Origin of the sequence: Streptomyces sp. NBC_00289, assembly GCF_041435115.1 — a bacterium.
Lineage (GTDB): Bacteria > Actinomycetota > Actinomycetes > Streptomycetales > Streptomycetaceae > Streptomyces.
This window is the reverse complement of the sequence record NZ_CP108046.1, coordinates 7,248,269-7,274,499: the sequence shown is the minus strand read 5'-3', so window position 1 is coordinate 7,274,499 and position 26,231 is coordinate 7,248,269. Positions and strand designations below refer to the sequence as shown.

20 protein-coding genes are annotated in these 26,231 nt (G+C 71.0%); 13 read left to right on the top strand and 7 right to left on the bottom strand.

Going from position 1 to position 26,231, the window contains the following annotated elements; genetic code table 11:
- Positions 1–90: 90 nt before the first annotated feature.
- A complete protein-coding gene (locus OG985_RS32855) occupies positions 91–405 on the bottom strand; it encodes a hypothetical protein (RefSeq protein WP_371671973.1) in 315 nt (104 codons plus the stop codon).
- Positions 406–579: 174 nt separating this feature from the next.
- On the opposite strand from OG985_RS32855, the gene OG985_RS32850 reads away from it, so the two are divergent.
- From OG985_RS32850 to OG985_RS32815, 8 genes are all read left to right on the top strand, one after another.
- Entirely contained in the window at positions 580–939 is a 360-nt protein-coding gene (locus tag OG985_RS32850; RefSeq protein ID WP_371671972.1) for an arsenate reductase family protein, read from the top strand.
- Positions 940–1,064: 125 nt separating this feature from the next.
- On the top strand, positions 1,065–1,757 hold the full coding sequence (locus tag OG985_RS32845; RefSeq protein ID WP_371671971.1) for a hypothetical protein: 693 nt from the start codon (positions 1,065–1,067) through the stop codon (positions 1,755–1,757).
- Positions 1,758–2,272: 515 nt separating this feature from the next.
- Positions 2,273–3,301 carry a glutamine synthetase gene (gene glnII, locus OG985_RS32840; RefSeq protein ID WP_371671970.1) on the top strand — a complete coding sequence of 343 codons (1,029 nt, stop codon included), beginning with the start codon at positions 2,273–2,275 and terminating at the stop codon, positions 3,299–3,301.
- Positions 3,302–3,689: 388 nt separating this feature from the next.
- The gene (locus tag OG985_RS32835; protein WP_371671969.1) at positions 3,690–4,283 is read left to right on the top strand and encodes a winged helix-turn-helix domain-containing protein; all 594 of its coding nucleotides are present in this window, start codon (positions 3,690–3,692) and stop codon (positions 4,281–4,283) included.
- A gap of 66 nt (positions 4,284–4,349) precedes the next feature.
- A complete protein-coding gene (locus OG985_RS32830; protein WP_371671968.1) occupies positions 4,350–5,390 on the top strand; it encodes an NAD-dependent epimerase/dehydratase family protein in 1,041 nt (346 codons plus the stop codon).
- Between the two features lie 53 nt (positions 5,391–5,443).
- The gene (locus OG985_RS32825) at positions 5,444–6,730 is read left to right on the top strand and encodes a sensor histidine kinase (RefSeq protein ID WP_371671967.1); all 1,287 of its coding nucleotides are present in this window, start codon (positions 5,444–5,446) and stop codon (positions 6,728–6,730) included.
- The gene (locus OG985_RS32820; protein ID WP_371671966.1) at positions 6,715–7,380 is read left to right on the top strand and encodes a LuxR C-terminal-related transcriptional regulator; all 666 of its coding nucleotides are present in this window, start codon (positions 6,715–6,717) and stop codon (positions 7,378–7,380) included. Before OG985_RS32825 ends, OG985_RS32820 begins: the two co-directional genes overlap by 16 nt.
- Before the next feature lie 171 nt (positions 7,381–7,551).
- On the top strand, positions 7,552–9,111 hold the full coding sequence (locus OG985_RS32815; protein WP_371671965.1) for a DUF1996 domain-containing protein: 1,560 nt from the start codon (positions 7,552–7,554) through the stop codon (positions 9,109–9,111).
- Between the two features lie 116 nt (positions 9,112–9,227).
- Here OG985_RS32815 and OG985_RS32810 read toward each other — a convergent pair whose 3' ends face one another.
- Complete coding sequence (locus OG985_RS32810) at positions 9,228–9,647, bottom strand: hypothetical protein (protein WP_371671964.1); 420 nt, start codon at positions 9,645–9,647, stop codon at positions 9,228–9,230.
- 146 nt (positions 9,648–9,793) lie between these two features.
- Between OG985_RS32810 and OG985_RS32805 the strand changes: the two genes are divergently transcribed.
- From OG985_RS32805 to OG985_RS32785, 5 genes are all read left to right on the top strand, one after another.
- On the top strand, positions 9,794–10,303 hold the full coding sequence (locus tag OG985_RS32805; RefSeq protein WP_371671963.1) for a tetratricopeptide repeat protein: 510 nt from the start codon (positions 9,794–9,796) through the stop codon (positions 10,301–10,303).
- Positions 10,304–10,351: 48 nt separating this feature from the next.
- Positions 10,352–12,277 (top strand): hypothetical protein, encoded by a 1,926-nt coding sequence (locus tag OG985_RS32800; protein WP_371671962.1) that lies wholly within the window; start codon positions 10,352–10,354, stop codon positions 12,275–12,277.
- Between the two features lie 76 nt (positions 12,278–12,353).
- Complete coding sequence (locus tag OG985_RS32795) at positions 12,354–13,313, top strand: metal-dependent hydrolase (RefSeq protein WP_371671961.1); 960 nt, start codon at positions 12,354–12,356, stop codon at positions 13,311–13,313.
- Entirely contained in the window at positions 13,313–14,365 is a 1,053-nt protein-coding gene (locus tag OG985_RS32790) for a 2Fe-2S iron-sulfur cluster-binding protein (RefSeq protein WP_371671960.1), read from the top strand. Before OG985_RS32795 ends, OG985_RS32790 begins: the two co-directional genes overlap by 1 nt.
- 56 nt (positions 14,366–14,421) lie before the next feature.
- Positions 14,422–15,111, top strand: coding sequence for a TetR/AcrR family transcriptional regulator (locus tag OG985_RS32785; protein ID WP_371671959.1), 690 nt, complete (start codon positions 14,422–14,424; stop codon positions 15,109–15,111).
- Positions 15,112–15,121: 10 nt separating this feature from the next.
- On the opposite strand, the gene OG985_RS32780 is transcribed toward OG985_RS32785, so the two are convergent.
- The 5 genes from OG985_RS32780 to OG985_RS32760 all read right to left on the bottom strand — a co-directional run bounded on the left by OG985_RS32780 (position 15,122) and on the right by OG985_RS32760 (position 26,060).
- On the bottom strand, positions 15,122–15,490 hold the full coding sequence (locus OG985_RS32780) for a 5-carboxymethyl-2-hydroxymuconate Delta-isomerase (RefSeq protein ID WP_371671958.1): 369 nt from the start codon (positions 15,488–15,490) through the stop codon (positions 15,122–15,124).
- A gap of 36 nt (positions 15,491–15,526) precedes the next feature.
- Positions 15,527–17,149: a SpoIIE family protein phosphatase gene (locus OG985_RS32775; protein WP_371671957.1), complete on the bottom strand. Its 1,623-nt coding sequence runs from the start codon at positions 17,147–17,149 to the stop codon at positions 15,527–15,529.
- Positions 17,150–17,222: 73 nt separating this feature from the next.
- Complete coding sequence (pulA, locus tag OG985_RS32770) at positions 17,223–22,637, bottom strand: pullulanase-type alpha-1,6-glucosidase (RefSeq protein WP_371671956.1); 5,415 nt, start codon at positions 22,635–22,637, stop codon at positions 17,223–17,225.
- Positions 22,638–22,839: 202 nt separating this feature from the next.
- Entirely contained in the window at positions 22,840–24,213 is a 1,374-nt protein-coding gene (locus OG985_RS32765) for an alpha-amylase family protein (protein ID WP_371671955.1), read from the bottom strand.
- A 167-nt stretch (positions 24,214–24,380) separates the two neighbouring features.
- On the bottom strand, positions 24,381–26,060 hold the full coding sequence (locus tag OG985_RS32760) for a glycoside hydrolase family 13 protein (protein WP_371671954.1): 1,680 nt from the start codon (positions 26,058–26,060) through the stop codon (positions 24,381–24,383).
- Positions 26,061–26,231 lie beyond the last annotated feature (171 nt).

The following is a 26,231-nucleotide window of genomic DNA, read 5'->3' as shown; positions in this document are numbered from 1 at the left end:
ATGCTCGCAAGTCGGCAGCGGCGCACGGCAGTTCGTCCTGGTCGATACGAACGCCGGGCGGGCTCGCGACGCGGCCCGCCCGGCGTTCGTTCAGCGCGAGTAGCGGATCAGCGCTCGCACCATGTGGCACGTCGTGTCCGACGGCGGGTGGACGCCGATCGTCTCCGCCGTGCTCCGTATCGTCTCGTTGCGGGCCTGGTTGGGTACGTAGACGCCCGAGTCGAGCAGGGCGATCGCCAGGCGCAGGGCCTTGAGACGGCGGTTGTGCGTGACGTACCACTCGCGCGGCCGGCCCGGCGGCAGCGCACGCTTCTCCACGGGCGCGTAGGGCAGGTCGAGCAGCACGGGGTGCTTCGCGGTGGACTGGGTGGACAACGGCTTCGGCTTCAGTGCGGCAGCGGGCACAGGCATCCTCCTGTCGCGGTCAGGGTCTCTCTCCCGGAGTTCGGCCACCCCGGCGACACCCTCGAACACTGCTTCTATTCTACTGCCCGGCGCTGACAAACACCCCTGGCCACAAGGGCTTTCGGGGTTGTAGTGACGCAGGTGGAGGACGGGTTTTCGCGTACCGTGGACGGTATGGAGATCTGGATCAATCCGGCCTGTTCGAAGTGCCGCAGCGCGGTCAGCCTGCTCGACGCCGAGGGTGCCGACTACACCGTCCGCCGCTATCTGGAGGACGTCCCGAGCCGGGACGAGATCCGCGAGGTCCTGGCTCGCCTCGGGCTGGAGCCGTGGGACATCACCCGCACCGAGGAGGCGGCCGCCAAGGAGCTCGGGCTCAAGGAGTGGCCGCGGGACGACACGTCCCGTGAACGCTGGATCGAGGCCCTGGCCGACCACCCCAAGCTGATCCAGCGCCCGATCATCACGGCCGACGACGGCACGGCGGTGGTGGGCCGCACCGACGAGGCCGTACGGGACGCCCTGTCACGGTAGTTGGCGGTATGACCCACGGCGATGTGGCCCACGTCACTTCGGTTGACTCCTGTAACCGCTGAGTAACCTCGTTCGGTATCTCGTACATCACGACGTACGCTCCCCGACCCCTCCAGGAGGCGCGCATGTCCCGTAGGAGAACTGTCAGTACGAAGAAGAAGCTCGCGCTGCTGGTGAGCGCGGCGGCGGTGGCGGGAGGCGGTGCCTTCGCCATGGCGAACACCTCGAACGCCGCGCAGACGCCCCGCACGCTGTCGGCCGCGGAGTCGACCGTCTGTCAGGGGCTGGCCACCGCGCTCGGCAACAACCAGACGTTCATCGACGGCCAACGGGCCCAACCGGACGCACAGTCCGCGGCGCGGATCGCCAACCGTGAGGCCGTCATCGCGCAGATCAAGGTTCAGCAGAAGGCGTCCGGTTGCGCCGTTGGGGAGTCGGCTCAGGGCTCCCAGGCGACGCAGCCGGCGCAGGGCGGACAGCAGGCGGGAGGCGCCCAGCAGACCGCGCAGCCCTCGCAGACGGCCTCCGCGGCGGCCCCCGCGGGAAACGCCGGCGGTGGCGCTGCGTCCGGCCAACAGGTGTGCAACGGCTCCACCGTCACTCTGTCCGGCGAGGCCGGAGCGCCTGCCGCGTCCAGCAACCAGTTCCCGGCGGGGACGAAGCTGAAGGTCACCAACCTGGACAACAACAAGTCCACGACGGTGGAGGTCACTTCGGTCTCCGGCAGCTGCGCACTGCTCAACAACGCGGCTTTCGAACAGGTCCGTGAGCCCGGCAAGTTCCTGATCCGCCGAGCGTTGATCGAGAAGGTGGGGTGAGGCGCGACCGCCGAGAGGATCGCTGAGGCGGCGGCCCCCGGCCGCCACCTCCCAGGTACGTGTCACGGGCCCGGTTGCTCCCGGCCAGGAGCAGCCGGGCCCCGCCGTGTCAGGACCGGCACCATCGCCACCCATCGCCCCATACAGCGGGCACAGCCGTACACGGCGGGCATCGAGCGCGAACGCTCTGCCCGGCGGCGGCCTACCCCTCGTACGCCGCTCAATCCCATCGCATACGAGCCGCCGGGACACCGCCCGTCAGGGCGTGCGGACGATCTCCTTCCGCGTCCCCCGGTCGACATAGGCGCCGGGCGCCTTCCCTCACTCCGTGAATCGCGGCACACCACCACCAGGTAACACGGGGTTCACGTTCGAGCAATGATCGGGAAATCGCCTGTTGACAGGCTGCCCGGCATCGAAAGCGGTGCCTCAGTGCCGCAGCACCGCAGCACCGCAGCACCGCAGCACCGCAGCACCCGCAAGTGCGCCCAGACCACCCCCGAAGGATGTGGCCCGTGACCTTCAAGGCTGAGTACATCTGGATCGACGGCACCGAGCCGACGGCCAAGCTGCGCTCCAAGACCAAGATCCTGGCCGACGACGCCAAGGGCGCCGAGCTGCCGATCTGGGGGTTCGACGGGTCCTCCACGAACCAGGCCGAGGGTCACGCGTCGGACCGGGTCCTCAAGCCGGTCGCCACCTTCCCGGACCCGATCCGCGGCGGTGACGATGTCCTCGTCATGTGCGAGGTCCTCAACATCGACATGACGCCGCACGAGTCCAACACGCGTGCCGCGCTCACCGAGGTCGCCGAGAAGTTCGCCTCCCAGGAGCCGATCTTCGGCATCGAGCAGGAGTACACCTTCTTCGACGGCTCCCGTCCGCTCGGCTTCCCCGAGGGCGGCTTCCCGGCCCCCCAGGGCGGCTACTACTGCGGTGTCGGCGCCGACGAGATCTTCGGCCGCGAGATCGTCGAGGCGCACCTCGACAACTGTCTCAAGGCGGGTCTGGCCATCTCCGGCATCAACGCCGAGGTCATGCCCGGCCAGTGGGAGTTCCAGGTCGGCCCGGTCTCCCCGCTGGAGGTCTCCGACCAGCTGTGGCTGGCCCGCTGGCTGCTCTACCGCACCGCCGAGGACTTCGGCATCTCCGCCACCCTCGACCCGAAGCCGGTCAAGGGCGACTGGAACGGCGCCGGGGCGCACACCAACTTCTCCACCAAGGCGATGCGCGAGGGCTACGACGCGATCATCACCGCGTGCGAGTCGCTCGGTGAGGGCTCCAAGCCGCTGGACCACGTCAAGCACTACGGCGCCGGCATCGACGACCGTCTGACGGGCCTGCACGAGACCGCCCCGTGGAACGAGTACTCCTACGGCGTCTCCAACCGCGGCGCCTCGGTCCGTATCCCGTGGCAGGTGGAGAAGGACGGCAAGGGCTACATCGAGGACCGCCGTCCGAACGCCAACGTCGACCCGTACCTGGTGACCCGCCTGATCGTGGACACCTGCTGCACCGCGCTGGAGAAGGCCGGCCAGGTCTGATCCGCCCCGCATCCCGGGGAAGGGGCGTCCGCCGTCACGGCGGGCGCCCCTTCCGCGTGCCCGGCCGCCGTCAACTTCGGGGCGGGAAGCGTCCAAGCAGTGAGAGGAGGGTCCTGCCGACGGCGTCGTTCTGCTTCAATGGGCTCATGGCCACCTACCAGAAGCACACCGCGACGGGTCGACATGACCTCGAGCCCTTCTGGCCCTCCCGTCAGCACCACGACTTCGACCGGGTGTGTTGCCGCGCGACGAACGCGCCGGCCCTCTAACGCCGTACACCCCCGGCCTTCGGCCAGCGCGAAACGACGTACGTCCTCGACGAGCCCGACCACGAACTCGGGTCGTCGGCCTCCCTGACGAACTCCTCGCGCGAAAGAGCTGACCTCTCATGGCGACCACTCGTTCTTTCTCCACCGCCACTCTTCCCTCCCCGTCCACCCCCGCGGCGGCCGGGACCGCCCGGCACCGGCTGCGCGCCGTCGACCGGGACGAGGTGATCGACGTCGCGGACTTCCTGCCCCCGGGTGCCACCTGGCTGCCCGCGCCCCAGCACACCCTGCCCACCCTGCCGGGCCGGCCGCCGATGATCGGCTACCTGGTGCTGGTCCCCGCCGACCAGCGGCCGCCGTTCCTGCCGGTGGCGGTGCCCGACCAGCCGGAGGCACCCCCGGCGGCCGGCCTCGCGGGCGACCTGCTCGTGCGCGTCGACACCGTGCAGCGCACCGCCGAGGTGGACGGACGCGCGCTCGACCTCACCTACCTGGAGTTCGAGCTGCTCTCGCACCTCGTCGCGCACCCGAACCGGGTGCACACCCGCGACCAGCTGGTCACCACGGTGTGGGGCTACGGGCACGTGGGCGACGGCCGTACCGTCGACGTCCACATCGCCCGGCTGCGCCGCAAGCTGGGCGCCGAGCACCGGTCCGCTATCCAGACGGTGCGCCGGGTGGGCTACAAGTACACACCGCCGACGGGGCACTGACCCGCTTCCTCTGCCGACGGCAGAGCACCGTTCCCCGCCGCCTCCGGACCGGGCACGATCACCGGTATGAGACTTCTGGTGCTGGGTGGTTCGGAGTTCGCGGGACGGGCCGTCGTCGAGGCGGCCCTCGGGCGCGGCTGGGACGTGACCGTTCTCAACCGGGGGCGGCACGCACCGGCCCCCGGCGCCCGGTCGCTGACCGGTGACCGCACCGCGCCCGGAGGCCTCGACGTCCTGGCCGAGGGCGACTGGGACGCCGTCGTCGACACCTGGTCGGCGGCGCCCCGCGCGGTGCACGAGGCGGCACGGCTGCTGCGCGGCCGCGCCCGCCGGTACGTGTACGTGTCGAGTTGCTCGGTGTACTCCTGGGCCCCGCCCGCCGGGTACGCCGAGAACGCGCCCGTGGTCGAGGGGGCCGACCCGGACGCCGGACAGACCGACTACGCCCGGGACAAGCGCGGCGGTGAGCTGGCCGTCGCCGACGCCTTCGGCGCGGAGGCCTCCGTCCTCGTACGGGCCGGGCTGATCCTCGGCCCGTACGAGAACGTCGGCCGGCTGCCCTGGTGGCTGACCCGGATCGCCCGCGGCGGCCAGGTCCTCGCCCCCGGCCCGCGTGATCTGCCCCTGCAGTACGTGGACGTCCGCGATCTCGCCGAGTGGATACTCGGCGCGGTCGAGCGGGAGCTGAGCGGGCCGTACAACCTGATGAGCCCGCAGGGACACGCGACGATGGGCGAACTGCTGGAGGCGTGTGTGCGGGCCACGGGCTCGGACGCCGTGCTGCGGTGGACCGCCCCGGAGATCATTCTCGACGCGGGCATCCAGCCGTGGACCGAACTGCCCGTGTGGGTGCCGCCGGGCACCGACATGCACGACGCCCTGCACGCGGCGGACGTCTCACGGGCGGTGGCGACGGGGCTGTCCTGCCGTCCCGTCGAGGAGACCGTCGCCGACACCTGGGACTGGCTGCGGTCGATCGGCGGTACGGCACCCCAGCGTCCGGACCGCCCCCGCAAGAGCCTGGACCCGGAGGTGGAGGCGAAGGTGCTCGCGACGGCCACCGCTGGCGGATCGAGGTCCGGGGGTGTACCTGGCACCACCCCCTGACCGGGGGTGTCGGGCCAGTGACCGGCGGTCCGCGGCTCGGCCAGACTGACGGCATGACCAACACCAAGGGCGCCGACGGCCGTTCGAGGGCCCGGGAGACGGTGCTCGCCGCCGGGCGGGGCCTCGCGCTGGCCGTCGTGTCGCTGCCGTCGGCCGTCCTCTGCCTCTGCCTCTGCCTCGTGTCCATGGCCCTGATACCGATCGGGGTCGGAGCCTTCACCACGCCGTACGTGGTGAAGGGAGTGCGCGCCTACGCCGACCGGCGGCGGGCGCTCGCCGAGCGGTGGGGCGGGGTGCGCATCCCGTCGGCGTACCGGCCGGTTCCCGAGACCGCCAACCCGTTCAGGCGCACCTCCGCGCTGTTGCGCGACCCGTCGACGTGGCGGGACCTGCGGTGGCTTCCGGTGGACATGACGGCGGGCTTCCTGACCGCTCTGCTGCCGGCCGTCCTGGTCCTCTATCCGCTGGAGGGGTTCGCGCTGGCGGCCGGTCTGTGGCGGACCATGACGGCGGGACCGTACGGCGCGTACGGACCGTACTGGTACGGCTTCGTGCCCGTCAGCGATCAGGCGACCGCGTTCGGCGCCGCCGCCCTGGGGGCCGTCATCCTCGTCGCCGCCCCCCGCTTCACCGGGCGCGCGCTCCAGGTGCACTTCCGCCTCACCGAGGCCATGCTCGCCCCGGGGCGGGCCGAACTGGCCCAACGTGTAAGAGCGTTGACCGAGAGCCGGCGGGACGCCGTGGACACCTCGGCCGCCGAGCTGCGGCGTATCGAGCGGGATCTGCACGATGGCGCCCAGGCCCGGCTGGTCGCGATGGGCATGGATCTCGGCACCGCCGAGATGCTCGTCGACAAGAACCCGGAGCAGGCCAAGGAGCTTCTGGCGCAGGCCCGTCATTCGTCCGCCGAGGCGCTCTCCGAACTGCGCGATCTGGTCCGTGGCATCCACCCGCCGGTGCTGGCCGAGCGCGGACTCGGCGACGCGGTACGGGCGTTGGCGCTGCGGCTGCCGGTCACCACCGAGGTGAGCGTCGATCTCGGGGCCGGCCGCGCGGACGCGCCCGTGGAGTCGGCGGCCTACTTCGCCGTGAGCGAGCTGCTCACCAACGCGGTCAAGCACTCCGGCGCCGACCGGATCTGGGTCGACCTCCACCACGAGGCGGGTCGGCTGCGGATCTCCGTCACCGACGACGGCGCGGGCGGCGCGGCGATCGGGGCCGGCTCGGGTCTCGCCGGTGTCGAGCGGCGACTGGGTACATTCGACGGCGTCCTGGCCGTCAGCTCCCCTGCCGGCGGTCCCACCATGGTGACCATGGAGATCCCTTGCGTGTTGTCCTAGCCGAGGACCTCTTCCTGCTGCGGGACGGTCTCGTCCGGCTGCTGGAGGCCTACGACTTCGAGATCACCGCCGCCGTCGAGAGCGGACCCGAACTGGAGCGGGCGCTCGCCGAACTCGAACCGGACGTCGCCGTGGTCGATGTGCGGCTCCCGCCCACGCACACGGACGAGGGCCTGCAGTGCGCGCTCCGGGCCCGCCGCGAGAAGCCCGGGTTTCCGGTCCTCGTCCTGTCGCAGCACGTGGAGCAGCTGTACGCGCGTGAGCTGCTCGCCGACGGGCAAGGCGGAGTGGGCTATCTGCTCAAGGACCGGGTGTTCGACGCGGAGCAGTTCGTGGACGCCGTACGGCGGGTCGCGGCGGGCGGTACGGCCATGGATCCGCAGGTGATCCAGCAGTTGCTGGCGCGCCGGGCGGCCGGCGACCGGCCGCTGGGGCGGATCACCCCGCGCGAGCTGGAGGTGCTGGAGCTGATGGCGCAGGGCCGCTCCAACGCGGCGATCGCCGGGCAGCTCGTGGTCACGGAACGGGCCGTCGCCAAACACACCTCCAACATCTTCGCCAAACTGGGACTCGAGGTGTCGGACGACGACAATCGCCGCGTACTGGCGGTGCTGGCCTATCTGGACCGTGGAGCGGCCCAAACCCCCTGACGGCATCGAATTCCGTGACGTGTGCGGGAGTTGGGGCCGAATTGTCTGACGAATCTCTCATCAATTTCTGAGTCGGCTGAACACCTGTGGGACCCCCCTCGTATGAATGGGAGCCGCTTCACTCCTGTCGGGCGCCTCGATGCTGCCCCGCAAGGAAGTCAGAGGAGTTCCATGGGACGCAACACACGCAAACGCCGCACGCCGCTGGCCAACAAGGCCATAGCCGCATCTGCGGCCCTAGCGCTCGGTGGGGGCGGGCTGATCTGGGCAAACTTCTACGCTTCTGCGCATGAGTCCAACAGCTCGTCGCAGAACCAGACGAAGGCCGCCGCCGCGCAGGTCGCGACGATTTCCTGCCCCGACGTGGGCCAGAAGCTGACGAACGTGCCCAACGGGGCACGTTCCGGCGTCGACAAGGAGTTGGCGAACCTCGACAAGCAGATCACCGAGGCCTACGCCCGCCTCGCCTCCACGCGCCAGGCACAGACGAACGACGCGAGCTTCGTGCAGAACGCGATCGTCGGCCCGCTCAAGGAGAAGCGGAACGCGACCATCGACCGCATCCGGATCAACATCCAGCGGGTCGGCGGCACGTTCAACAACTCGGTGAGCCAGCTCGCCGCCTGCACCACCCAGAACGCGAACAACACCACCGCGGGCGGCCAGCAGAACGGCGGCCAGCAGAACAACAACGGTGGTCAGCAGAACAACGGCGGCCAGCAGCAGGGCGGTGGCGCCACCGCCAGCGCCGCTCCCAGCCAGGGCGCCGGCCAGAACAACGGCGGCCAGCAGGCGGGCAACGGCGGCCAGGCCGGCAACGGCCCGGTGGCGGCCGACTTCGTGGACATCACGAAGGTGCAGGCGAACGTGAAGGCCAAGCCGCGCAAGTCCGGCAACGCCTCCACCGGCACCTTCACCACCAGGTGCGGTGTGAACGCCAACGGCAGCCACAACACCGACAACGTGATCGTGGCGCCCGGCGTGAAGAACGGCGCGCACCACCTGCACGACTACGTCGGCAACCAGACCAACGACGCCTTCTCGAACAACAACACGTTCGCGGGGGGCGAGACCACCTGCCAGAACCAGCAGGACAAGTCGCTGTACTACTGGCCGGTCGTCCGTGTGCAGGACGGCACGCAGGACTTCGACCAGAACAACGACGGCGGTGGCAAGGAAGGCAACGTCGGCAAGATCCTGGTCGCCAAGCAGGCTCAGATCAAGTTCGTCGGCAGCCCGACCAGCAAGGTCGTCGCGATGCCGCAGTTCCTGCGCATCATCACCGGTGACGCCAAGACCACGACCAACGGTCTGGCGAACGCCAACGCGCACTGGAGCTGCACGGGCTTCGAGAACAAGGTGCAGCTCACCGAGCAGTACCCGATCTGCCCGAAGGGCAGCAGCGTGGTGCGCACGTTCGCCTTCCAGTCCTGCTGGGACGGTCAGAACATCGACAGCGCCAACCACCGCACGCACGTCGCCTTCGCCGACGCCAACGGCAACTGCGCGAACGGCTTCAAGGCCATCCCGCAGCTGACGATGCGCCTGGTCTACGACGTTCCCACCCCGGTCCTGGCGAACGGGCAGATCAAGAACCCCTACGCGGTCGACGGTTTCCCGGAGCAGCTCCACAAGCCGTCCACCGACCACGACGACTTCATCAACGTGATGAACGCGAACCTGAACAACAAGGTCGCGAACTGCGTCAACACCGGCAAGAACTGCCAGTGACCTCTTGAGGTGACCCCATGAGGAAGGCCGGTGGCGGGATCTCCCGCCACCGGCCTTCTTCTGTGTCCGCACCAGGTTCGGCGCAGTGGTGCCTGCCGGGCCCCGCGCCGGTGGGATCAACCGGTGTGGCCGGCGGAGTGCGAGGCCCCGTGGTCGGTTCCCTGCTCGATGTCACCGCCGAGCGTGCCGCGCAGCGCCGACACCGTGGGGTTCTCGCCCACGGCCACCCACTTGCGTCCGACCAGGTAGTGACCGCCGTAGTCCTTCGCTTCGTTGATCCACTCGCGCTGGCCGCGGTCGGTGGCGAAGGTCACCAGGATGAACTTGCCGTCGGAGTTCTTGCAGACGGCCTGGCGGATCTCGTCGGCGTCGGTCTGCATGTCCGGGGTGCACTTCACCTCGGCGGCCAGGTGCTCCAGGCTGCCGGTGGCCGTCTCGGGCACGGCCGCCTCGCTCTTCGCGCCGGATCCGCAGCCCGCCAGCGCCAGCACCGCCACCGCGCCGGTCAGCGCGAGCATCGGTCGGGTCAGCCTCATGTGTTCCTCCGGTCCCTTCGGCGGCACGGTCCGGACGCATGCCGCACAGAGCCCGGGCGAGGGGCTCTGCCTTCGATACGGCTCCCGCGCGCCAAGCACTCAAAATACCCCTGCCGTCCCAGGCACACCCGTGCGAGAGTGACCCGGTGAACCAAGACTGGGAAGACCGTGTGAATGCCGCCTGGGCAACGTTCGACGACTACGCCGAGGCGGACGCGGCCGACTTCCGGGCGGTGGTCGACGCGCTGGTCGCCGAGCTGCCGGACGACAGTCCGCTCGGCCCCTTCGAGCAGGCCTGCGCATGGGACTCCACGGGTCACTCGGACCGGGCGGCCCCGCTGTACCGGGAGGCGCTGGCGCTCGGGCTCAGCGAGGCCAGCGGCTACAAGGGCCGCCGGGCCAAGATCCAACTGTCCAGCTCGCTGCGCAACATCGGGGAGGCGGAAGAGGGCGTCAAACTCCTGACCGCCGAACTGGACGCCCCCTCGGACGAGTTGGACGACGCCGTCCGGGCGTGTCTCGCGCTGTGTCTGTCCAGTCTCGGCCGGGACCGCGAGGGTCTCTCCCTGGCGCTCGGCGCACTGGCTCCCCATCTGCCGCGCTACCAGCGCTCCATGGCGAACTACGCCCGGCTGCTCGTGGAGCCCGAGGCGTAACTCTCCGCAGCCAGGTGACCATCCGAGGATTCGCTCGTTCTGCTGAACGTGCAGCCACAGGATGTCGCCCCGCGCCCCGGACCCGCCGCCTCCTCCTCCGCCGACCCGGTCGTCGGCGTCGAACAGGCCGAGGCCGCGCTCGTCGAGCACTACCCACGGCTGGTCCGGCTCGCCTATCTGGTGCTGCCGCCGGGCCTGGGCCGCAACCGGCGGGTGCTGACCGCGCACGCCCTCGTCCAGCGCGCCCTGCCCAGGGGCCGGGCCTCGACGCCCGTGATCCCGGCCCAGTCGACCGGCCGCGACGGCGACCCGGGCTACGCCTACGTCCGCCTCCAGGTCGTCCGTACGGCGCTGGAGGCCGGCCGGCCGCTCAGGCTCGGGGCGTGGCCCAAGCGGTCCCAGCTGCCGCCGCTGCTGCCCCAGGTGTGGGGCCTGCGCCTGTTCCCGCGCTCGGGCGGCGCCGACGAACTCGCCCTGGACCAGCGGTTGTCCGCCCTGTCCGGGCCCGCCCGGGCCGCGTATGTGCTGCGCGGCCTGGAGAAGCTCCCGGACGGCGTCCTCCGCACGGTGCTGAAGGCGGCGGGCGTCGACGACGCGGAGGCCGCGCTGCGCGAGGCGGCGGGGGACACCGACCGGTATCCGCTGCTCGACTCCCCCGAGTTCGACCCCTGCACGCTGCAGGCCCGGCCCACCGACCTGGTGCGGCGCCGGCAGCACTCGAGGGCGGCGCTCGCCGCCGCGGCGGCCGTCGTCGTGTGCGGGGCGCTGTTCGCCCTGCCGGGCGGCGGCTGGGGACCCGACGGCGCCGCCGCCCCCTCGTACGCGCAGAACCCGGCGGCCCGCGCCGCCCTCGACCCGGGCCGGCTGACCAGGGTCCCGGCCACGGCCTGGGAGTCCTCCGCGCGCACCGACTTCTCCGTCTGGCCCGCGCGCGGTGAGCTGGCCGACGACACGGCCCTGCTGCGCCGCGCCCTCGCCGTCTGGGCCCGCCCCGGGGAGACCGTCCGCGTCTCGGCGACTCCGGGCACCCCGTCCGGCGGCCCGGCCGGCCCGCCCCAGCTCCTGTACGCCGGGGTCGTCGACAACGCGCGCGTGGTGATCCTCCACGACGGTCTGCGCATCGCCCGCTACGCCGAGCCGAAGGACGGCACGCAGGGCGCGGCCCTCGACTTCGCGCGGGTCGACGGCGCCACCGGGGCCGGGGCCGAGGCGGTGGTGCTGGGCCGCTCGGACGGGAACGTCCGCTATCTGACGGCCCCCTGGGTGAGGAAGGCGGCCGAGCGGGACCTGCTGAAGCCGGGCTCCGGCGCGATGGCCGTTCCTCTGACCGGGGGCGTCACCTCGCCGCTGGCCACCGCCCCGCAGACCGGCGCCTGTACGTCCTGGAACGTGCTGCAGCTGACGGACGGCTCGGGCACGCGGCTGCTCAGCGACCTCGGCGAGCTGGTCCCCGCCCACCTCACCGCGGGCCGGCCGGGGTCCACCGGCGAGGCGTCCGGCGCCCGGGCACTGCGCGTCTGGTCGCCGTACGCCTGCTCGCTGGCCTCGATGCGCTCGGCGGGCGTGCGCGCCGTCAACGTGTGGGCGTACGCCGTGCAGCCGCTGCCGGACGCGAGCGGGTCGGCGGACTGGGTGTGCACGCGGGCCGAGACCTGGCGGGGCGGCGGGACGCGCGTGCTGGCCCAGTTCCACACGCCGGGCGGGGTGTACGGGGCGGTGGCGGCGAAGGCGGAGAACGTGCCGTCCTGCGGTCCGCGTGATCCCCATGTGCTCGCCGGAGTGCTGTGGAAGTCGGAGAAGGACTCCTGGTACCTGCTCGCGGCGGGCAGCCGGGGCACCTCGTCGGTCAGCGCGACGGGCGGGGTCGCGGGCACGGCGCGGGGCGGCCTGCTGGCCGTACGCGCCGAGCAGGGCGCTCGGGCGGAGCTGAAGGGGACCCTGGAGGACGGGCGGTCGATCGGCGGGCTCCGGTAGGGTCCCGTCGGCACCTGCGCGGACAAGTCCTCGCAGGAGGGTTTCCCTTGGACTTACCCGTCAGTACATTGACGCCATGTCTAACAACCAGGCCCGGCTGCCCCGGCCGGTCGAGTCCGAGCGGACCTCGCTCAAGGCGCGGAAGGTGTCCTTCTCCTGGGAGGGCACCCCGCTGCACTGGGTGCCGGGAGATCCCTTCGCCGCGCACACCATGAATGTGCTGCATCTCCTGCTGCCCGCCGGCGAGCGGTGGTTCGTGCACGTCTACAAGCAGGTGCTGCCCCACATCCGGGACGAGCGGCTGCGCGCGGACGTCATCGGGTTCATCGGGCAGGAGGCGATGCACTCCCAGGCGCACGACGAGGTGCTGCCGCACCTGAGGGAGCTCGGACTCGACCCGACGCCGTACACCGCGCAGGTCGACTGGCTGTTCGAGAAAATGCTCGGTGACCGGCGGCTGCCGCCGGGCAGGGCACGCAGATGGTGGCTGATGGAGCGGGTCGCGATCATCGCGGCGATCGAGCACTACACCGCCTTCCTCGGCAACTGGATACTGAACGCCGAGGAGTTGGACCGGCGCGGCGCCGACCCGACGATGCTGGACCTGCTGCGCTGGCACGGCGCCGAGGAGGTCGAGCACCGGTCCGTGGCCTTCGAGTTGTTCCAGCACGTCGACGGGAGCTACCGGCGGCGCGTCCGGACCTGGGCGACCGCGTTCGCGGCGCTGCTGTTCCTCTGGCAACGCGGGGCCCGCTTCTTCATGGCGAACGACCCCACGCTCACCGACGGGAAGGCCTCGTTCAGGGACTTCTACGTGCGCGGCAGGCGCGGCACGCTTCCGGCGACCGGGGACATGCTCAAGTCCGTCCCGCGCTATCTGAGCCGCTCGTACCACCCGTCCCAGGAGGGCTCCACCGCCCAGGCTCACGCCTACCTCGCCTCCTCCCCCGCCGCGCTCGCCGCCGACGCCGCCGCTGCCGACGCCGCCGCCTCCGCCGCCTCCGCCGCCTCCGCCGCGGAGAAGGGGACGGCGTGATGCCGAAGCTGTGGACCGTCACGGCCGTCGTGGGCGCCACGCTGCTCGCCCGGCGGGCGGTGCGGCGCCGCATACGCACCTCGCCGCTGTGGCCGGTGCCCGCCCTCGCAACACCCGTCTCCGGCCGGCCGCGGTCCCGGACACTGAAGGTGCTGGTCACCTCACGGGAGACGGTGGCCGACGGGGTCGTCCTGCTCCGACTGGAGGGGCACGACCTGCCGCCCTGGGAGCCGGGGGCCCATCTCGACCTGGTGCTTCCGTCGGGGCTGGTACGGCAGTACTCGTTGTGCGGCGACCCGCGGGACACCACGTCGTACACCGTCGCCACCCGGCTGGCGGCGGACGGGCGGGGCGGCTCGCGCGAGGTGCACGAGCGGGTGCGCGAGGGGACGTGGCTGGAGGTGCGGGGGCCGCGGAACCGGTTCCCGCTGGTGCCGGCCGACTCCTACGTCTTCGTCGTCGGGGGCATCGGGATCACCCCCGTCCTGCCGATGCTGCGGTCCCTGCCGGACGGCGTCGAGTGGCGGCTGCTCTACGGCGGGCGCACGCGGGGCTCGATGCCGTTCCTGGAGGAGCTCGGGAAGCTGGGCGGGACGGGGAGGGTCACCGTCGTCGCCGAGGACGAGGCGGGAGTGCCCGACCTCGACGCGCTGTTCGCGGACCTTCCGGCGGGCGCCGCCGTCTACTGCTGCGGGCCACAAGGGCTGATGAGGGCGGTCGAGGAGCGGCTGCCGGCGGGGGCCGCGCTGCACCTGGAGCGGTTCGCGCCGGGCACGCCGTCGTCCGGCGACGGCGCCTTCGAGATCGAACTGCGGCGCAGCGGCCGGACGTTGACCGTACCCGCCGAGTCCACCGTGCTGGCCGCCGTGCGCGCGGAGCTGCCGGACACCGTCTACTCCTGCGAGCAGGGCTTCTGCGGGACGTGCCGGCAGCGGGTGCTGGCGGGAGAGGTGGATCACCGGGACGAGCTGCTGACCGACGGGGAGCGGGCGGACTCGATGCTCATCTGTGTGTCGCGGGCCCGGGGCGATCGCCTTGTGCTGGATATGTGAACACCCCTGACTGGTCCGGTCCGTGAGAGGCTGGATCCGATCGGTAAGGTGTTCGTATGACTACCGGGGTGCGCCGCAGAATGGGCGTCGACGAGCGGCGACAGCAGCTGATCGGGGTCGCCCTCGAACTGTTCAGCCGCCGCTCGCCCGACGAGGTCTCCATCGACGAGATAGCGTCGGCGGCGGGCATCTCGCGTCCGTTGGTCTACCACTACTTCCCCGGCAAACTCAGCCTGTACGAGGCCGCGTTGAAGCGCGCCTCGGAGGATCTGGCCGGCCGGTTCAGCGAACCGCGCCAGGGCCCGCTGGGGGCCCGGCTGCTGCGGGTGATGCGCCGGTACTTCGACTTCGTCGACGACCACGGGCCGGGCTTCTCGGCGCTGATGCGCGGCGGGCCGGCCGTCGGCTCCTCGACGACGAACGCGCTCATCGACTCGGTACGGCAGGCCGCGTATGTCCAGATCCTTTCGCATCTGGGCGTGGACGATCCGCCCGCCCGACTGGAACTGGTCATCCGCTCCTGGATCTCGCTCGCCGAGTCGACGGCGCTGATCTGGCTCGACGGTCGTCGCATCCCACGCGGTGAGCTGGAGGTGCAGCTCGTGCACGACTTCGCGGCGCTGGCCGCCGTCAGCGCCGCCTACGACGAGGAGATGACCGCCCTGCTGCGCCGGATCCTGAGGGACGAACCGTCGGACGGACCGTTCGGCGACCTGGCCGTCCGACTGATCGCCCTCGCGTCCTGAGGGAACTCGGTCAGCTCTGGAAACTGCGGTACGACGGATCGAGGTCGCGGACCTCGGCGGACGCGTACACCTTCGACACCCCGTCGCTCGGCTCGACGTGCTTGCGCAGCAGATCCAGTACGGCTTCGGTGAGCTCGGCCTTGGTCTCCTCGGAGCGGCCGGCGAGCAGGGCCAGCGTGACGTGCACGATGGCCGGCCCGCCCTGCCCCGTTGTCCCCTCGTCTCCCACCACTTCGTCCTCGGTCCGCAGGACGCGCGTCTTGCACGCCTCGAGCCGCGCGGCCGCCACCTCGACGACCAACGGGTGCAGGGCGAGCGCGAACGCGTTCCAGTCGACGTGATCGAGCCCCGGGGAGCGTTCGACGGTGATCTGCGGCATGGGCACTCCTGTTCTGGGACAACGGGGCGGCTCAGCCTAGTTCGTCAGGCGCAGAGCCAGCATGGCGATGTCGTCCTCGCGGTCGTGGCCGAAGGAGGCCAGGAGCGTGTCGCACAGGGCGCCCAGGCCGGGCAGCGCACCGGCGGCGGCCGCGCGGAGCTGTTCCATCGAGACCCCGAGGTCGGTGCCCCGGGTCTCGATCAGTCCGTCGGTGACCATGAGAAGCCGGTCGGTGGGTTCGAGGAACAGTTCGGTCGGAGCCGGATGGGGCAGGCCCACGCCGAGCAGCGGTCCGACGGCCTTGATGAAGTCGGCGCCGCCGCTGTCCCGCACGATGAGCGGCGGGATGTGGCCCGCGTTGGCGACTCGGGTGCGCCCGGTGGCCGGATCGATCAGGACCAGGCAGACGGTGGCCGTGACGTCCGGGTGGTAGCGCTGGAGCATCCGGTCGAGACGCTCGGCGAGCACGGCCGGGTCGCTCTCCTCGACGCAGTAGGCGCGCAGCGCGTGCCGTATCTCGACCATGACGGTCGCCGCGTCCAGCGAGTGCCCGACGACGTCGCCGACCGCGGTGAGCACGCCTCCGTCGGTGCGCAGCGCGGCGTAGAAGTCGCCGCCGATCTCGGTCTGCCGGGAGGCGGGCACGTAGCGGACCGCGACGTCCACGCCCGGCAGTTCGGGCAGCCGGTGCGGCTGGGGCAGGAAGCTGTGCTGGAGGGTGAGGGCGACGTGTCGCTCGACCTGGTACATGAGCAGTGGCTGGGCGGCGAACGCGGTGGCCTGGGCGAGCTGGGCCAGCAGTGCCTCGGCCTCGGGGCCCGCCCGGCGCAGCCCGCGGGTGGGCGCGGTCAGGCAGACCGGGGCCTGGCCGTCCTGGGTGAGGGCCAGTGCCAGGCGGGCGTCGTGCTGCACGCCGGGCCGGAAGAATCCGGTGGGCCACAGGGGCGCGGGGACGGTGGTGATCCGTACTCCGGAGTGCCCTCGGCTGAGCCGCCGGAGCAGACTGGCCACGGTCTGGTGGGCGCCCTCGTCCGGCAGCGCGACCGCGCCGCGCTCGCGGGAGAGACCGCGGTACAGCTCGTCGTCCTGGTCGAGGACGAAGACGGCGGCGGGGGTGCCGGTGATCCGCGCGGTGCCCTCGGCGGCGGCGGCGACGAGTTCCGGCAGGGAGCGCGCCGCCTGGATGGTGACGATCGTCTCCGAGAGCAGCGTCAGCCGCCGTACCAGCGCCTGGTCGTCGGCCCGCAGCCGGGCGGCCCGCACGGCGGCCCGGACCGCCGACTCGATCTCCTCGGGCTCGGCGGGCACGGTGAGATACGCCTCGGCGCCCTCCTCCAGCGCCTGGCAGCGGTCGACCGGGGCGGCGGCGAGGGCCGAGAAGTGCACGACGGGCAGGTCGGCCATCCGCGGCCGTTGCTTGAGCAGCCGGCACAGTTCGAAGCCGCTCATGTCCGGCAGGTGCACGTCGACGAGGGCCACGTCGGGGAGGGTGCCCTTGCGCAGACGTACGTCGAGTTCGCCGAGCGCCTCGGCGCCGCCGCCGACCGCGACGACCTTGTGGCCGGCGCGCCGCAGCACGGTGCTCATCGCGAACCGGCTGGCCTCCACGTCGTCCACGATGAGCACGATCGCGTCTGTCAGCTTGCCGTTGACGTCCATCTTTCCAGCCCTTGGGCAACACCGGTGGGACAGACCGGGGTTCGAGGTCTGTCCCACCAAGGTAGTGCCTCGGTCAGGTGGACGGGGAGAATACCGCCACAGTCCGCCCGGGAACGGTGAACGTGCCCGATTCCCGTTCATAGGCGGCACGCCTGACGACCGGGTCGGCGCCCGCCGCCTGCACCGGGTGCAGCCGGTAGCCCGTTCCGGCCGGCGCGTCGATGCGCTGCTTCTGCGTTCCCGGTGTCGCGTTGAAGACGACGACGAGGTCACCGAGCTTCATGGTGATCACGCCGGGCGTCTCGTCCTTCCCGGACAGCGGGAAGGACAGCTTCGACTGGACCTGGCCGGCCGTGCGGAGGGAGAAGACGCTCTCCGTCGTACGGATCCGCTGCAGGTCCCGGTACGCGGCCGAGGTGCCGTCGATCTGCTCGCAGCCGACCTTGACCGCACCCAACAGGGGTGTGGCGTAGGGCCACTTGGACGCGTTGTCGGCCGCCGGCGGCAGTCCGCGCCCGAAGCCGTTGCCGTCCGCGCAGTTCCAGTGGACGGCGTTGAACCAGTCGCCGCTGTCGTAGGAGTTGCGGTCCAGGGACTTGGAGCGCAGCAGGTCGGAGCCGGCCTGGGAGAGCGACGGGCCCTGCGAGAGGGTGGCCGTCGCCATGGCGAGGACCTGCATCCGGGCCCGGTCGGCCGCGGAGGTGTCCTTGGGCAGCTTGTACGCCAGCGCGTCGAACAGCGACTCGTTGTCGTGCGCGTCGGCGTAGGCGAGGGCGTCGCCGGGCGCGTCCGCGTAGCCGGCCGGTGCGCCGTTGTAGTCGACCTCGGCGCCGGTGACCTCCTTGCCGTCGGTGTCCGTGAAGCCGTACGAGGCGAGGTTGCCGCTCAGCCCGACCTTGATCAGGTCCTGGTAGTGCAGCAGCCGGGCCTTCTGCTCGGCCGAGGTGCCGTTGTTCTTCGACGCGTTGGGGTCGGTGTACAGCCCGGACGCGAAGCCCTGCACGCCCGGGTCCTCGTCGAAGGGTCCGCCGCCGCGCACGGCGTCACGGGCCCGGTCCGAGAAGGTCGCGACACCGGTACCGGCCATGTTCTTCTGCGTGGCCTGCACGAAGCGGGCGTCGTCGGCGACCTCCCCGAAGTTCCAGCCCTCGCCGTACAGGATGATCTTCTTGCCGTCGACGCCGTCCTTGGCGGGGGTCAGCGCGTCCAGGGCTGCGCGCACGGCGAGGATGTTGGCCTTCGGGTGGTGGCCCATGAGGTCGAAGCGGAAGCCGTCGACCTTGTACTCCCGGGCCCAGGTGACGATGGAGTCGACGACCAGCTTGCTCATCATGGCGTTCTCGGTGGCCGTGCCCGCGCAGCAGGTGCTGCCGGCCACGGAGCCGTCGGCGAGGAGCCGCTGGTAGTAGCCGGGCACGATCCGGTCGAGCACCGAGGTGTCGGCCTGGCCGCTCGCGGCGGTGTGGTTGTAGACGACGTCCATGACGACCCGCAGGCCGTCCCGGTTCAGCGCCTTGACCATCCGGCGGAACTCGACCGTACGGCCGGTGCCGTCGGGGTCGGTGGCGTAGGAGCCCTCGGGGACCGTGTAGTGGAAGGGGTCGTAGCCCCAGTTGTAGGCGTCCTTCGCGGCGACCGCGGAGACGCACGCCTGCTGCTTGTCGGAGTCGGCCGCGTAGGAGGCGAGATCGCAGCCGGGGCTCGCCTGGTCGGCCTTCTTCTCGGCGATGGTGGCGATGTCGAAGACGGGCAGGAGGTGGACGTACGACGTGCCCGACCTCGCCAGCTCCCGCAGGTGCTTCGAGCCGTCGCTGCCCCGGTCGGTGAAGGCGAGGTAGGTGCCCCGGTCCCCGGCCGGCACGGTCGGGTCCGCGACGGAGAAGTCCCTGACGTGCAGTTCCTGGATCTGGGCGTCCCGCAGCGGCACCGCCTTGGGCTTGGCCAGGGTCGACCAGCCGCCCGGGGCCAGGGACCTGTCGTCCAGGTCGACGACGAGGCTGCGCCCGGAGTCGGCGGTGAGGGCGACCGAGTACGGGTCGGTGACCTTGTTGGTGACGAGCTTGCGGACGCTGGGCGCCCACACCGTCACGACGTAGCGGTAGGGCTTGTTCTTCCAGGACCCGGGCCCGGTGACGGACCAGACTCCGGTGGTGCCGTTCCGTCGCATGGCGACGGTGGAGCCGCCGATCTCCAGTGCGACCCGCCGCGCCGTCGGCGCCCAGACGGCCAGCGTGGGACGGCCGGCCCGGAACGTCGGCCCGAGTTCGGCCTTCGTCGCGCCGGCGTACAGATCGTCGAGCACTCCGGCGGTCTGGACGCCCGTCGCCGCGAGCACGGCTCCGTTCGCGGCTCGCTGCGAGGCGACGAGCTGGCCGCGGAGGGCCTCCCGCACCCGGTCGCGGTCACGGGGGTCGACGGACCAGGCGGTGTAGTCCTTCAGATGGGGGAACTTCGCCTTCTGGGCGTCGGTGAGCGTGGTTCTGGACAGGCGCAGCCAGCGCTCGTCGTCGCTGGTCAGCGTGAAGTCCTTGACGGCGATGGAGCCGTCGCGGGAGGAGAGCAGCTGGGTGGAGACGGCCGCGTCGGAGCCGTTCCAGGCCACGGTGTCCCGGTCGATCCAGACCGCCTTGGAGGTGGTCGGGTCGAGGGCGGCCGCGGAGCCGGCCGGCTGCGGGAGCAGATACTTCTCCTGGCCGTTCAGCAGCCACACCTCGTGGCCGTTCGCCGTGAGGTCGAGCGACTGGTCGGTGGGCAGGTCCTTCTCGTCACCCTTGTGGATGATGTAACTGACGCTGGTGGCACCGTCGGTGAGGGGTACCTCGAAGACCGCGCCGTAGGCGTCGGTCCGCACCGGCCGCAGCGGGCTCGACCAGTCCGTGGGGTTCGCGGCACCGGTCCACACGTGCAGACCCCAGCCGTCGTAGTCGCCGTCGGCACGGTGGTAGTGGAGGACGGCCTTGGTCGCGTCCCGTGCCGGGTAGTCGGGCCGCTGCGTCTGTACGGCCTCCTCGCCCTGCTCGATCCAGACCTCGCCGGTCGCGGAGACGTCGATGGTGCGGTCGGCGGAGACGTCCTTGTCGCCGTCCTTGTCGATGACGAGGAAGCCGACCGAGGAGGCGCCGGGCTTGAGTTTCACGTAGGCGAAGGCGCCGTAGGCGTCACGGCCGGTGAAGGGGTGGCTGTCCGGCCAGGTGGTCGACTCGCCGTCGGCCAGGTCGCCCCAGGCGTACAGGCCCCAGTCGGCGTAGTCGCCGTCGGTGCGCTTGTAGTGGACGACCGCGTAGTCGCGGGAGGAGGCGGTGGGGATCTCCTCGGCGGGCGGGGTGCCGGTGACGCTCGCCGCCGTGGCACTGGAGGTTCGCCCGGCCGTGTCGATCACGACCGCCTTGTAGCGCAGGACCGTGCCGGCCGGTACGTCCGTGCCGACGGTCTGCGTGACCTTGTACGGGGCGTGGTCGGCGGAGCCGAGGGCCCGCCACCTGCCGTTGCCGGTCTGGGCGGCGAAGACGACCCGGTTCAGCCGGCCGCCCTGGACGTCGGCGGTCAGCTCGACGGTGCCGGTCGCGCCGGCGGCGGGGGCCTGGAGAGTGATCGTCGGCCTGGTGGCCGGCTCGGCGAGCCCGGCGGCCGCCTTGAGGACGACGGCCGAGCCAGCCGGGACGGTGACGGTGATCTTCTTGTCGGCGTCGGAGGTGACGGTGGCGCGGGTGCCGTGGATCCCGCGGTACGTCATGGCCGCCGAACCGGTGGCGAAGGTCGCCGTCCGCGCGGTGCCGGCGTTGTTGAGGGCGACGACGTACTCGGTCGTGTCCTTGCCGGTGCCGGTCCGCGTGAAGGCGTAGACGCCGGCACCGTCCGCCGCGTAGCGCTCGGTCTGGACGCCGTCGGTGAGGGCCGGGTTGGCCTTGCGGAGCTTGGCGAGCGCGGAGATCTGCCGGTACAGCGGGGCGCTCGTGTCGTACGCGGCGCTCGCGTGGGTGCGGTCGGTGCCGATCTCGTCGTCGTCGAGGTAGTCGGCGGTCTTCGAGGCGAACATGGTCTGGCGGGCGTCCTTGTCGCCGCCGGAGCCGGTGAAGCCCTGCTCGTCGCCGTAGTAGACGACGGGGTTGCCGCGGCTGAGGAACATCACCTCGTTCGCGAGCCGGTCCTTGGCGAGCAGTTCGGCGTCGGTGGCCTTCGGGTTGTCCTGGTTCAGGAAGTACCCGATGCGGCCCATGTCGTGGTTGCCGAGGAAGGTGACCTGCTCGTAGGCGTTGGCCTTGTCGGTCGTGTACTTGTAGTCGTCACCGAAGACCGACGCCAGTTTCCGCGCGCTGCCGCCCTGCGAGGCGTAGGAGCGGGCCGCGTCCTGGAACGGGAAGTCGAGCGTGGCGTCGAGGCGGCCCTGGGTGACGTACGGGGAGGTGATCGACGGGTCGGCGGAGTAGACCTCGCCGAACATGAAGAAGTTCCTGCGCCCCTGCTTGGCCGCGTACGCGTCGAGGGCGGTCGCCCACTGCGTCCAGAACTCCATGTTCACGTGCTTCACGGTGTCGATCCGGAAGCCGTCGATGCCGAAGTCCCGCACCCACCGCTGGTAGATCTTCTCCATGCCGCTGACCACCTCCGGACGCTCGGTCCACAGGTCGTCGAGACCGGAGAAGTCGCCGTACGTGGTGGACTCACCGGCGTAGGTGGAGTCGCCGCGGTTGGTGTACATCGTCGTGTCGTTGAGCCAGGACGGGACCTTGGCGTTCTCCTTCGCTGCGGGGACCGTGGGCGTGCGGGGGAAGGAGTCCGCGTCCACGGACGGGAAGCCCTTGGTGCCGTCCGCGTAGTCCGCGTCGTCGAACGGCTTCCCGTCCTTCGTCAGGTACGGGAAGGCGCCCTTGGAAAGGTAGCCGTAGGACTTCTCCCGGTAGTCGACGACGTCGGCGGTGTGGTTGGTGATGACGTCGAAGAAGACCTTCATGCCCTTGGCGTGGGCCTTGGAGATGAGGTTCTCGAGGTCCTTGTTGGTGCCGAAGTGCGGGTCGACCTGGGTGAAGTCGGTGATCCAATACCCGTGGTAGCCGGCGGAGGCGTCACTGCCGGTGCCCTGCACGGGCTGGTTCCTGAAGATCGGCGCCATCCAGATGGCGGTGGTCCCCATGCCCTTGATGTAGTCGAGCTTCCCGGTCAGGCCCTTGAGGTCGCCGCCCTGGTAGAAGCCCTTGTCGGTGGGGGCGTAGCCGGTGGACAGCCGTGAACCGGTCAGGCCGCCCTTGTCGTTGGCGGTGTCACCGTTGGCGAAGCGGTCCGGCATGACGAAGTAGAACTGCTCGCGGGTGTCGTCGTGCCGGGCGGGCTCGGCGGCCAGCCTGGCGTCGGACGGGGGCGGCGGCGGGGCGGCGGCCCGGGCGGCGAGGGGCTGGACGAGTGCCGCGGCCAGCGCGGTCACGGTGACCGCGGCGACTCGTCCGGCATGGGCGCTGCGGCGCCTCGACGGCGCCGGCCATCTCGGTATCACTGACGTGGACTCCTTGCGATCGCGGCTCTCGTGGGTCCGACCCCGCGCGACCGTATCGCCGACGAAAGGTTTACAGCAAGAGTCCTGAAAGCACTGGAAAGAAGTTTCAGCGACAGGAGACGATCCGGGGGGCCGGTTAACCTCTCGCGTACCGCGCGTTGCCAGGTGTCACAACGCGCGGCACGCGCCGTGCGGGAGCGGCTCAGCAGCTGGACTTGCCCGCGTAGATCGCCAGGGCGGTGTTGGCGCTCAGGGTCGCGGTGAACTGGCCCGAACTGTTCACGGTCAGGGTCGTGTTGTTCTGGACGTTGCAGTACGTGCCCGCCGACAGGGACGTCTGGTAGGTGCGGGCCAGGGAGCCCGACTCGTGGTTGATGGCCACATAGCCCTTGGCGCCGCGACCGAAGGCGATCGCGTCGCCACCGTTGTCCCACCAGTCGGTCATCGACTGGCCGCGGGTCGCGTTGCGGAAGGCGACCATCGACCTGATCTCCGGCCAGGCGTGCTGACACTTCCAGCCGTCCTGCCAGCAGGCGTTCACCGTGCCGCCGTTGGGCGGGCCCGCGTCCGCGTCGGACCACTCGTAGCCGGAGTTGACGTCCGGGGCGCCGTAGGGGTGAGCCAGCATGAAGACGTTGGCCAGGGTGTAGTTGGCGCCGTCCTTGTAGTTCAGGGTGCTGCCGTTGCGCTCGGTGTCGTGGTTGTCGACGAACACACCGGCGACCGAGCTGCTCATGTACCCCCATCCCTCGCCGTAGTTCTTCAGGTAGGCGAGGTTCTCGTTGTTGAAGACCCGCTTGAGGTCGTAGGCGTAGCGGAACTCCTGGACGTCGCCGTTGCCCGTGTACTCGGTGGGCTGGACGGCCTCGCCGCTGCCGTGGATGACCTCCTGCTTCCAGTAGGCGGAGGGGTTGGTCAGCCGGGACTTGATGTTGGCGAGGTCGGCGGTGTCGATGTGCTTGGCCGCGTCGATGCGGAAGCCGTCGACACCGAGGGTGAGCAGGTCGTTCAGGTAGCCGGCGATGGCCTGGCGTACGTAGTTCTCGCCCGTGTCGAGGTCGGCGAGGCCGACGAGTTCGCAGTGCTGGACGTTCCACCGGTCGCCGTAGTTGGAGATCTGGGAGGTGCAGTCGTCGAAGTCGTAGGACGAGTACAGGCCGGGGTAGCCGTACTTCGTGTACGACGAGCCGCCGGTGCCGGTGCCGCTGCCCGCCGACATGTGGTTGATGACGGTGTCCGCGACCACCTTGACCCCTGCCGCGTGGCAGGTGTTCACCATGTTCCGGAACGCCGTACGGTCGCCGAGCCGTCCCGCGATCCTGTAGCTGACCGGCTGGTACGAGGTCCACCACTGTGAGCCCTGTATGTGCTCGGCGGGCGGGGAGACCTGGACGTATCCGTAGCCGGCGGGGCCGAGGGTGTTGGTGCACTCCTTGGCGACCGAGGCGAAGTTCCACTCGAAGAGGACGGCCGTGACGTCCTTGGTGCCGGGTGGGGCGGCGTCCGAAATCGTCGGGTTCATGACAAGAGCGGCGGCCGAGAGGGCGAGCGCCCCGGAGAGGATTCTGCGTGCCATGTGGGGTTCCTTCGTCGTTGAAGGCATGTTGAAGGCTCTTGCTGAAATCTTTCAGCAAACTTGCGGTGACGCAGATGTTAAAGGCCCGCTGCCTGAAAAGGCAGCGGGCCGAATGAAGTTGATGCAAGAACTTGCCAACAAGCGGAGGGCGGCCCTCCGGCAACCGGTCAGACCGTGCTGAACCACACCGTCGTGTTCGCGGGCACCTTCGCCTCGCCGTCCGTCTCGGCCACCTCACCGCTGGCGAGCAGCACACGGCCGTACACCGGGGTCGTCACCGACTCGCCGCCGGTGTTGGCGACACACACGAAGTCCCCGCGCCGGAAGGAGAGCACGCCCTCGGGCGCCCGCAGCCACTGCACCGAGTCGCCCGCGCCCAGGTCGGGCTGCGTCCGGCGGATCGCCAGGGCGGCCCGGTACAGCTCCAGGGTGGAGTCCGGCGCCCCCGTCTGCGCCTCGATGCTCAGCTCGCCCCAGCCCGCCGGCTGCGGCAGCCAGCTGCCTCCGCCGCCGAAGCCGTACGACGTGCCGGTGCGCGTCCACGGGATCGGCACCCGGCAGCCGTCGCGGAAGCCGTCCTGACCCTCGCCCCGGAAGTAGGCGGGGTCCTGGCGCACCTCGTCCGCCAGGTCGACGACGTCCGGCAGGCCGAGCTCCTCGCCCTGGTAGACGTACGCCGAGCCGGGCAGCGCCAGCATCAGCAGGGTGGCCGCGCGAGCCCGGCGCAGGCCGAGTTCGCGGTCGCCGGCCAGGCGGATCTGGGTGCCGAGGCCGGGCGGGTTGGCGAAGCGGGTGGCGTGCCGGGTGACGTCGTGGTTGGACAGGACCCAGGTGGCGGGGGCGCCGACCGGGCGCATCGCGTCCAGCGTGCGGTCGACGACCTCGCGCAGTTCCTCGGCGTCCCAGGCGGTGGCCAGGTACTGGAAGTTGAAGGCCTGGTGGAGCTCGTCCGGACGCACGTAGTTGGCGGTGCGCTCGATCGTCGGCGTCCACGCCTCGGCCACGAAAATACGTTCACCGGAGTACTCGTCGAGGATCGTCCGCCACTGCCGGTAGACCTCGTGCACGCCGTCCTGGTCGAAGAACGGCATGACATCGTTGCCCAGCAGCTTCACCTGGTCGTGGGATCCCAGGTCCGGCAGACCCGCCGCCTTCACCAGGCCGTGCGCCACGTCGATCCGGAAGCCGTCCACGCCCATGTCGAGCCAGAAGCGCAGGATGGAGCGGAACTCGTCGCCGACGGCCGGGTGTTCCCAGTTGAAGTCGGGCTGCTCGGGGGCGAAGAGGTGCAGGTACCACTCCCCCGGCGTGCCGTCCGGCTCGGTGACCCGGGTCCAGGCGGGGCCGCCGAAGATCGACTCCCAGTCGTTGGGCGGCAGCTCGCCGTTCGCACCCTTGCCCGGGCGGAAGTGGTACCGGTCCCGCAGCGCCGATCCGGGGCCCTCCCGCAGCGCTCGCTTGAACCATTCGTGCTGGTCGGAGGAGTGGTTGGGGACCAGGTCGACGATGATCCGCAGGGACAGCTCGTGAGCGTCGCGGATCAGCGCGTCGGCGTCCAGGAGGTTGCCGAACATGGGGTCCACGGCCCGGTAGTCGGCCACGTCGTAGCCGGCGTCGGCCTGCGGCGAGGCGTAGAAGGGGCTCAGCCACACGGCGTCCACGCCCAGGTCGCGCAGGTACGGGAGTCGGGACCGTACGCCCTCCAGGTCCCCCATGCCGTCGCCGTTGCTGTCGGCGAAGCTGCGCGGGTAGACCTGGTAGATCACCGCGTCCCGCCACCAGTCGCGGCTCTGGGCGACGGTGGCGACGGCGGAGTTCGGTGCCGGGTCGGCGGAGTGCTGGCTCATGGCGTCCTTGAAGCGATGGGGGTCCCCCCGCTCGGGCGGAGGCGGGAGCGGGGAGGCCTTCTGGTCGTATGGCGGTGGGGTACGGCGGCAGGTGACGAGGCGGCCGCGGTGCTGCGGGGTCGGATGGGCACCGCGGCCGCCACCCGCGCGCGGTGAGGCGCGCGGGAGTCT

Coding starts and splice junctions, on each gene's coding strand:
- OG985_RS32850 (WP_371671972.1), top strand. CDS start 580: ATGGAGATCTGGATCAATCCGGCCTGTTCGAAGTGCCGCAGCGCGGTC.
- OG985_RS32845 (WP_371671971.1), top strand. CDS start 1,065: ATGTCCCGTAGGAGAACTGTCAGTACGAAGAAGAAGCTCGCGCTGCTG.
- OG985_RS32835 (WP_371671969.1), top strand. CDS start 3,690: ATGGCGACCACTCGTTCTTTCTCCACCGCCACTCTTCCCTCCCCGTCC.
- OG985_RS32830 (WP_371671968.1), top strand. CDS start 4,350: ATGAGACTTCTGGTGCTGGGTGGTTCGGAGTTCGCGGGACGGGCCGTC.
- OG985_RS32825 (WP_371671967.1), top strand. CDS start 5,444: ATGACCAACACCAAGGGCGCCGACGGCCGTTCGAGGGCCCGGGAGACG.
- OG985_RS32815 (WP_371671965.1), top strand. CDS start 7,552: ATGGGACGCAACACACGCAAACGCCGCACGCCGCTGGCCAACAAGGCC.
- OG985_RS32810 (WP_371671964.1), bottom strand. CDS start 9,647: ATGAGGCTGACCCGACCGATGCTCGCGCTGACCGGCGCGGTGGCGGTG.
- OG985_RS32795 (WP_371671961.1), top strand. CDS start 12,354: ATGTCTAACAACCAGGCCCGGCTGCCCCGGCCGGTCGAGTCCGAGCGG.
- OG985_RS32790 (WP_371671960.1), top strand. CDS start 13,313: ATGCCGAAGCTGTGGACCGTCACGGCCGTCGTGGGCGCCACGCTGCTC.
- OG985_RS32785 (WP_371671959.1), top strand. CDS start 14,422: ATGACTACCGGGGTGCGCCGCAGAATGGGCGTCGACGAGCGGCGACAG.
- OG985_RS32780 (WP_371671958.1), bottom strand. CDS start 15,490: ATGCCGCAGATCACCGTCGAACGCTCCCCGGGGCTCGATCACGTCGAC.
- OG985_RS32775 (WP_371671957.1), bottom strand. CDS start 17,149: ATGGACGTCAACGGCAAGCTGACAGACGCGATCGTGCTCATCGTGGAC.
- OG985_RS32765 (WP_371671955.1), bottom strand. CDS start 24,213: ATGGCACGCAGAATCCTCTCCGGGGCGCTCGCCCTCTCGGCCGCCGCT.
- OG985_RS32760 (WP_371671954.1), bottom strand. CDS start 26,060: ATGAGCCAGCACTCCGCCGACCCGGCACCGAACTCCGCCGTCGCCACC.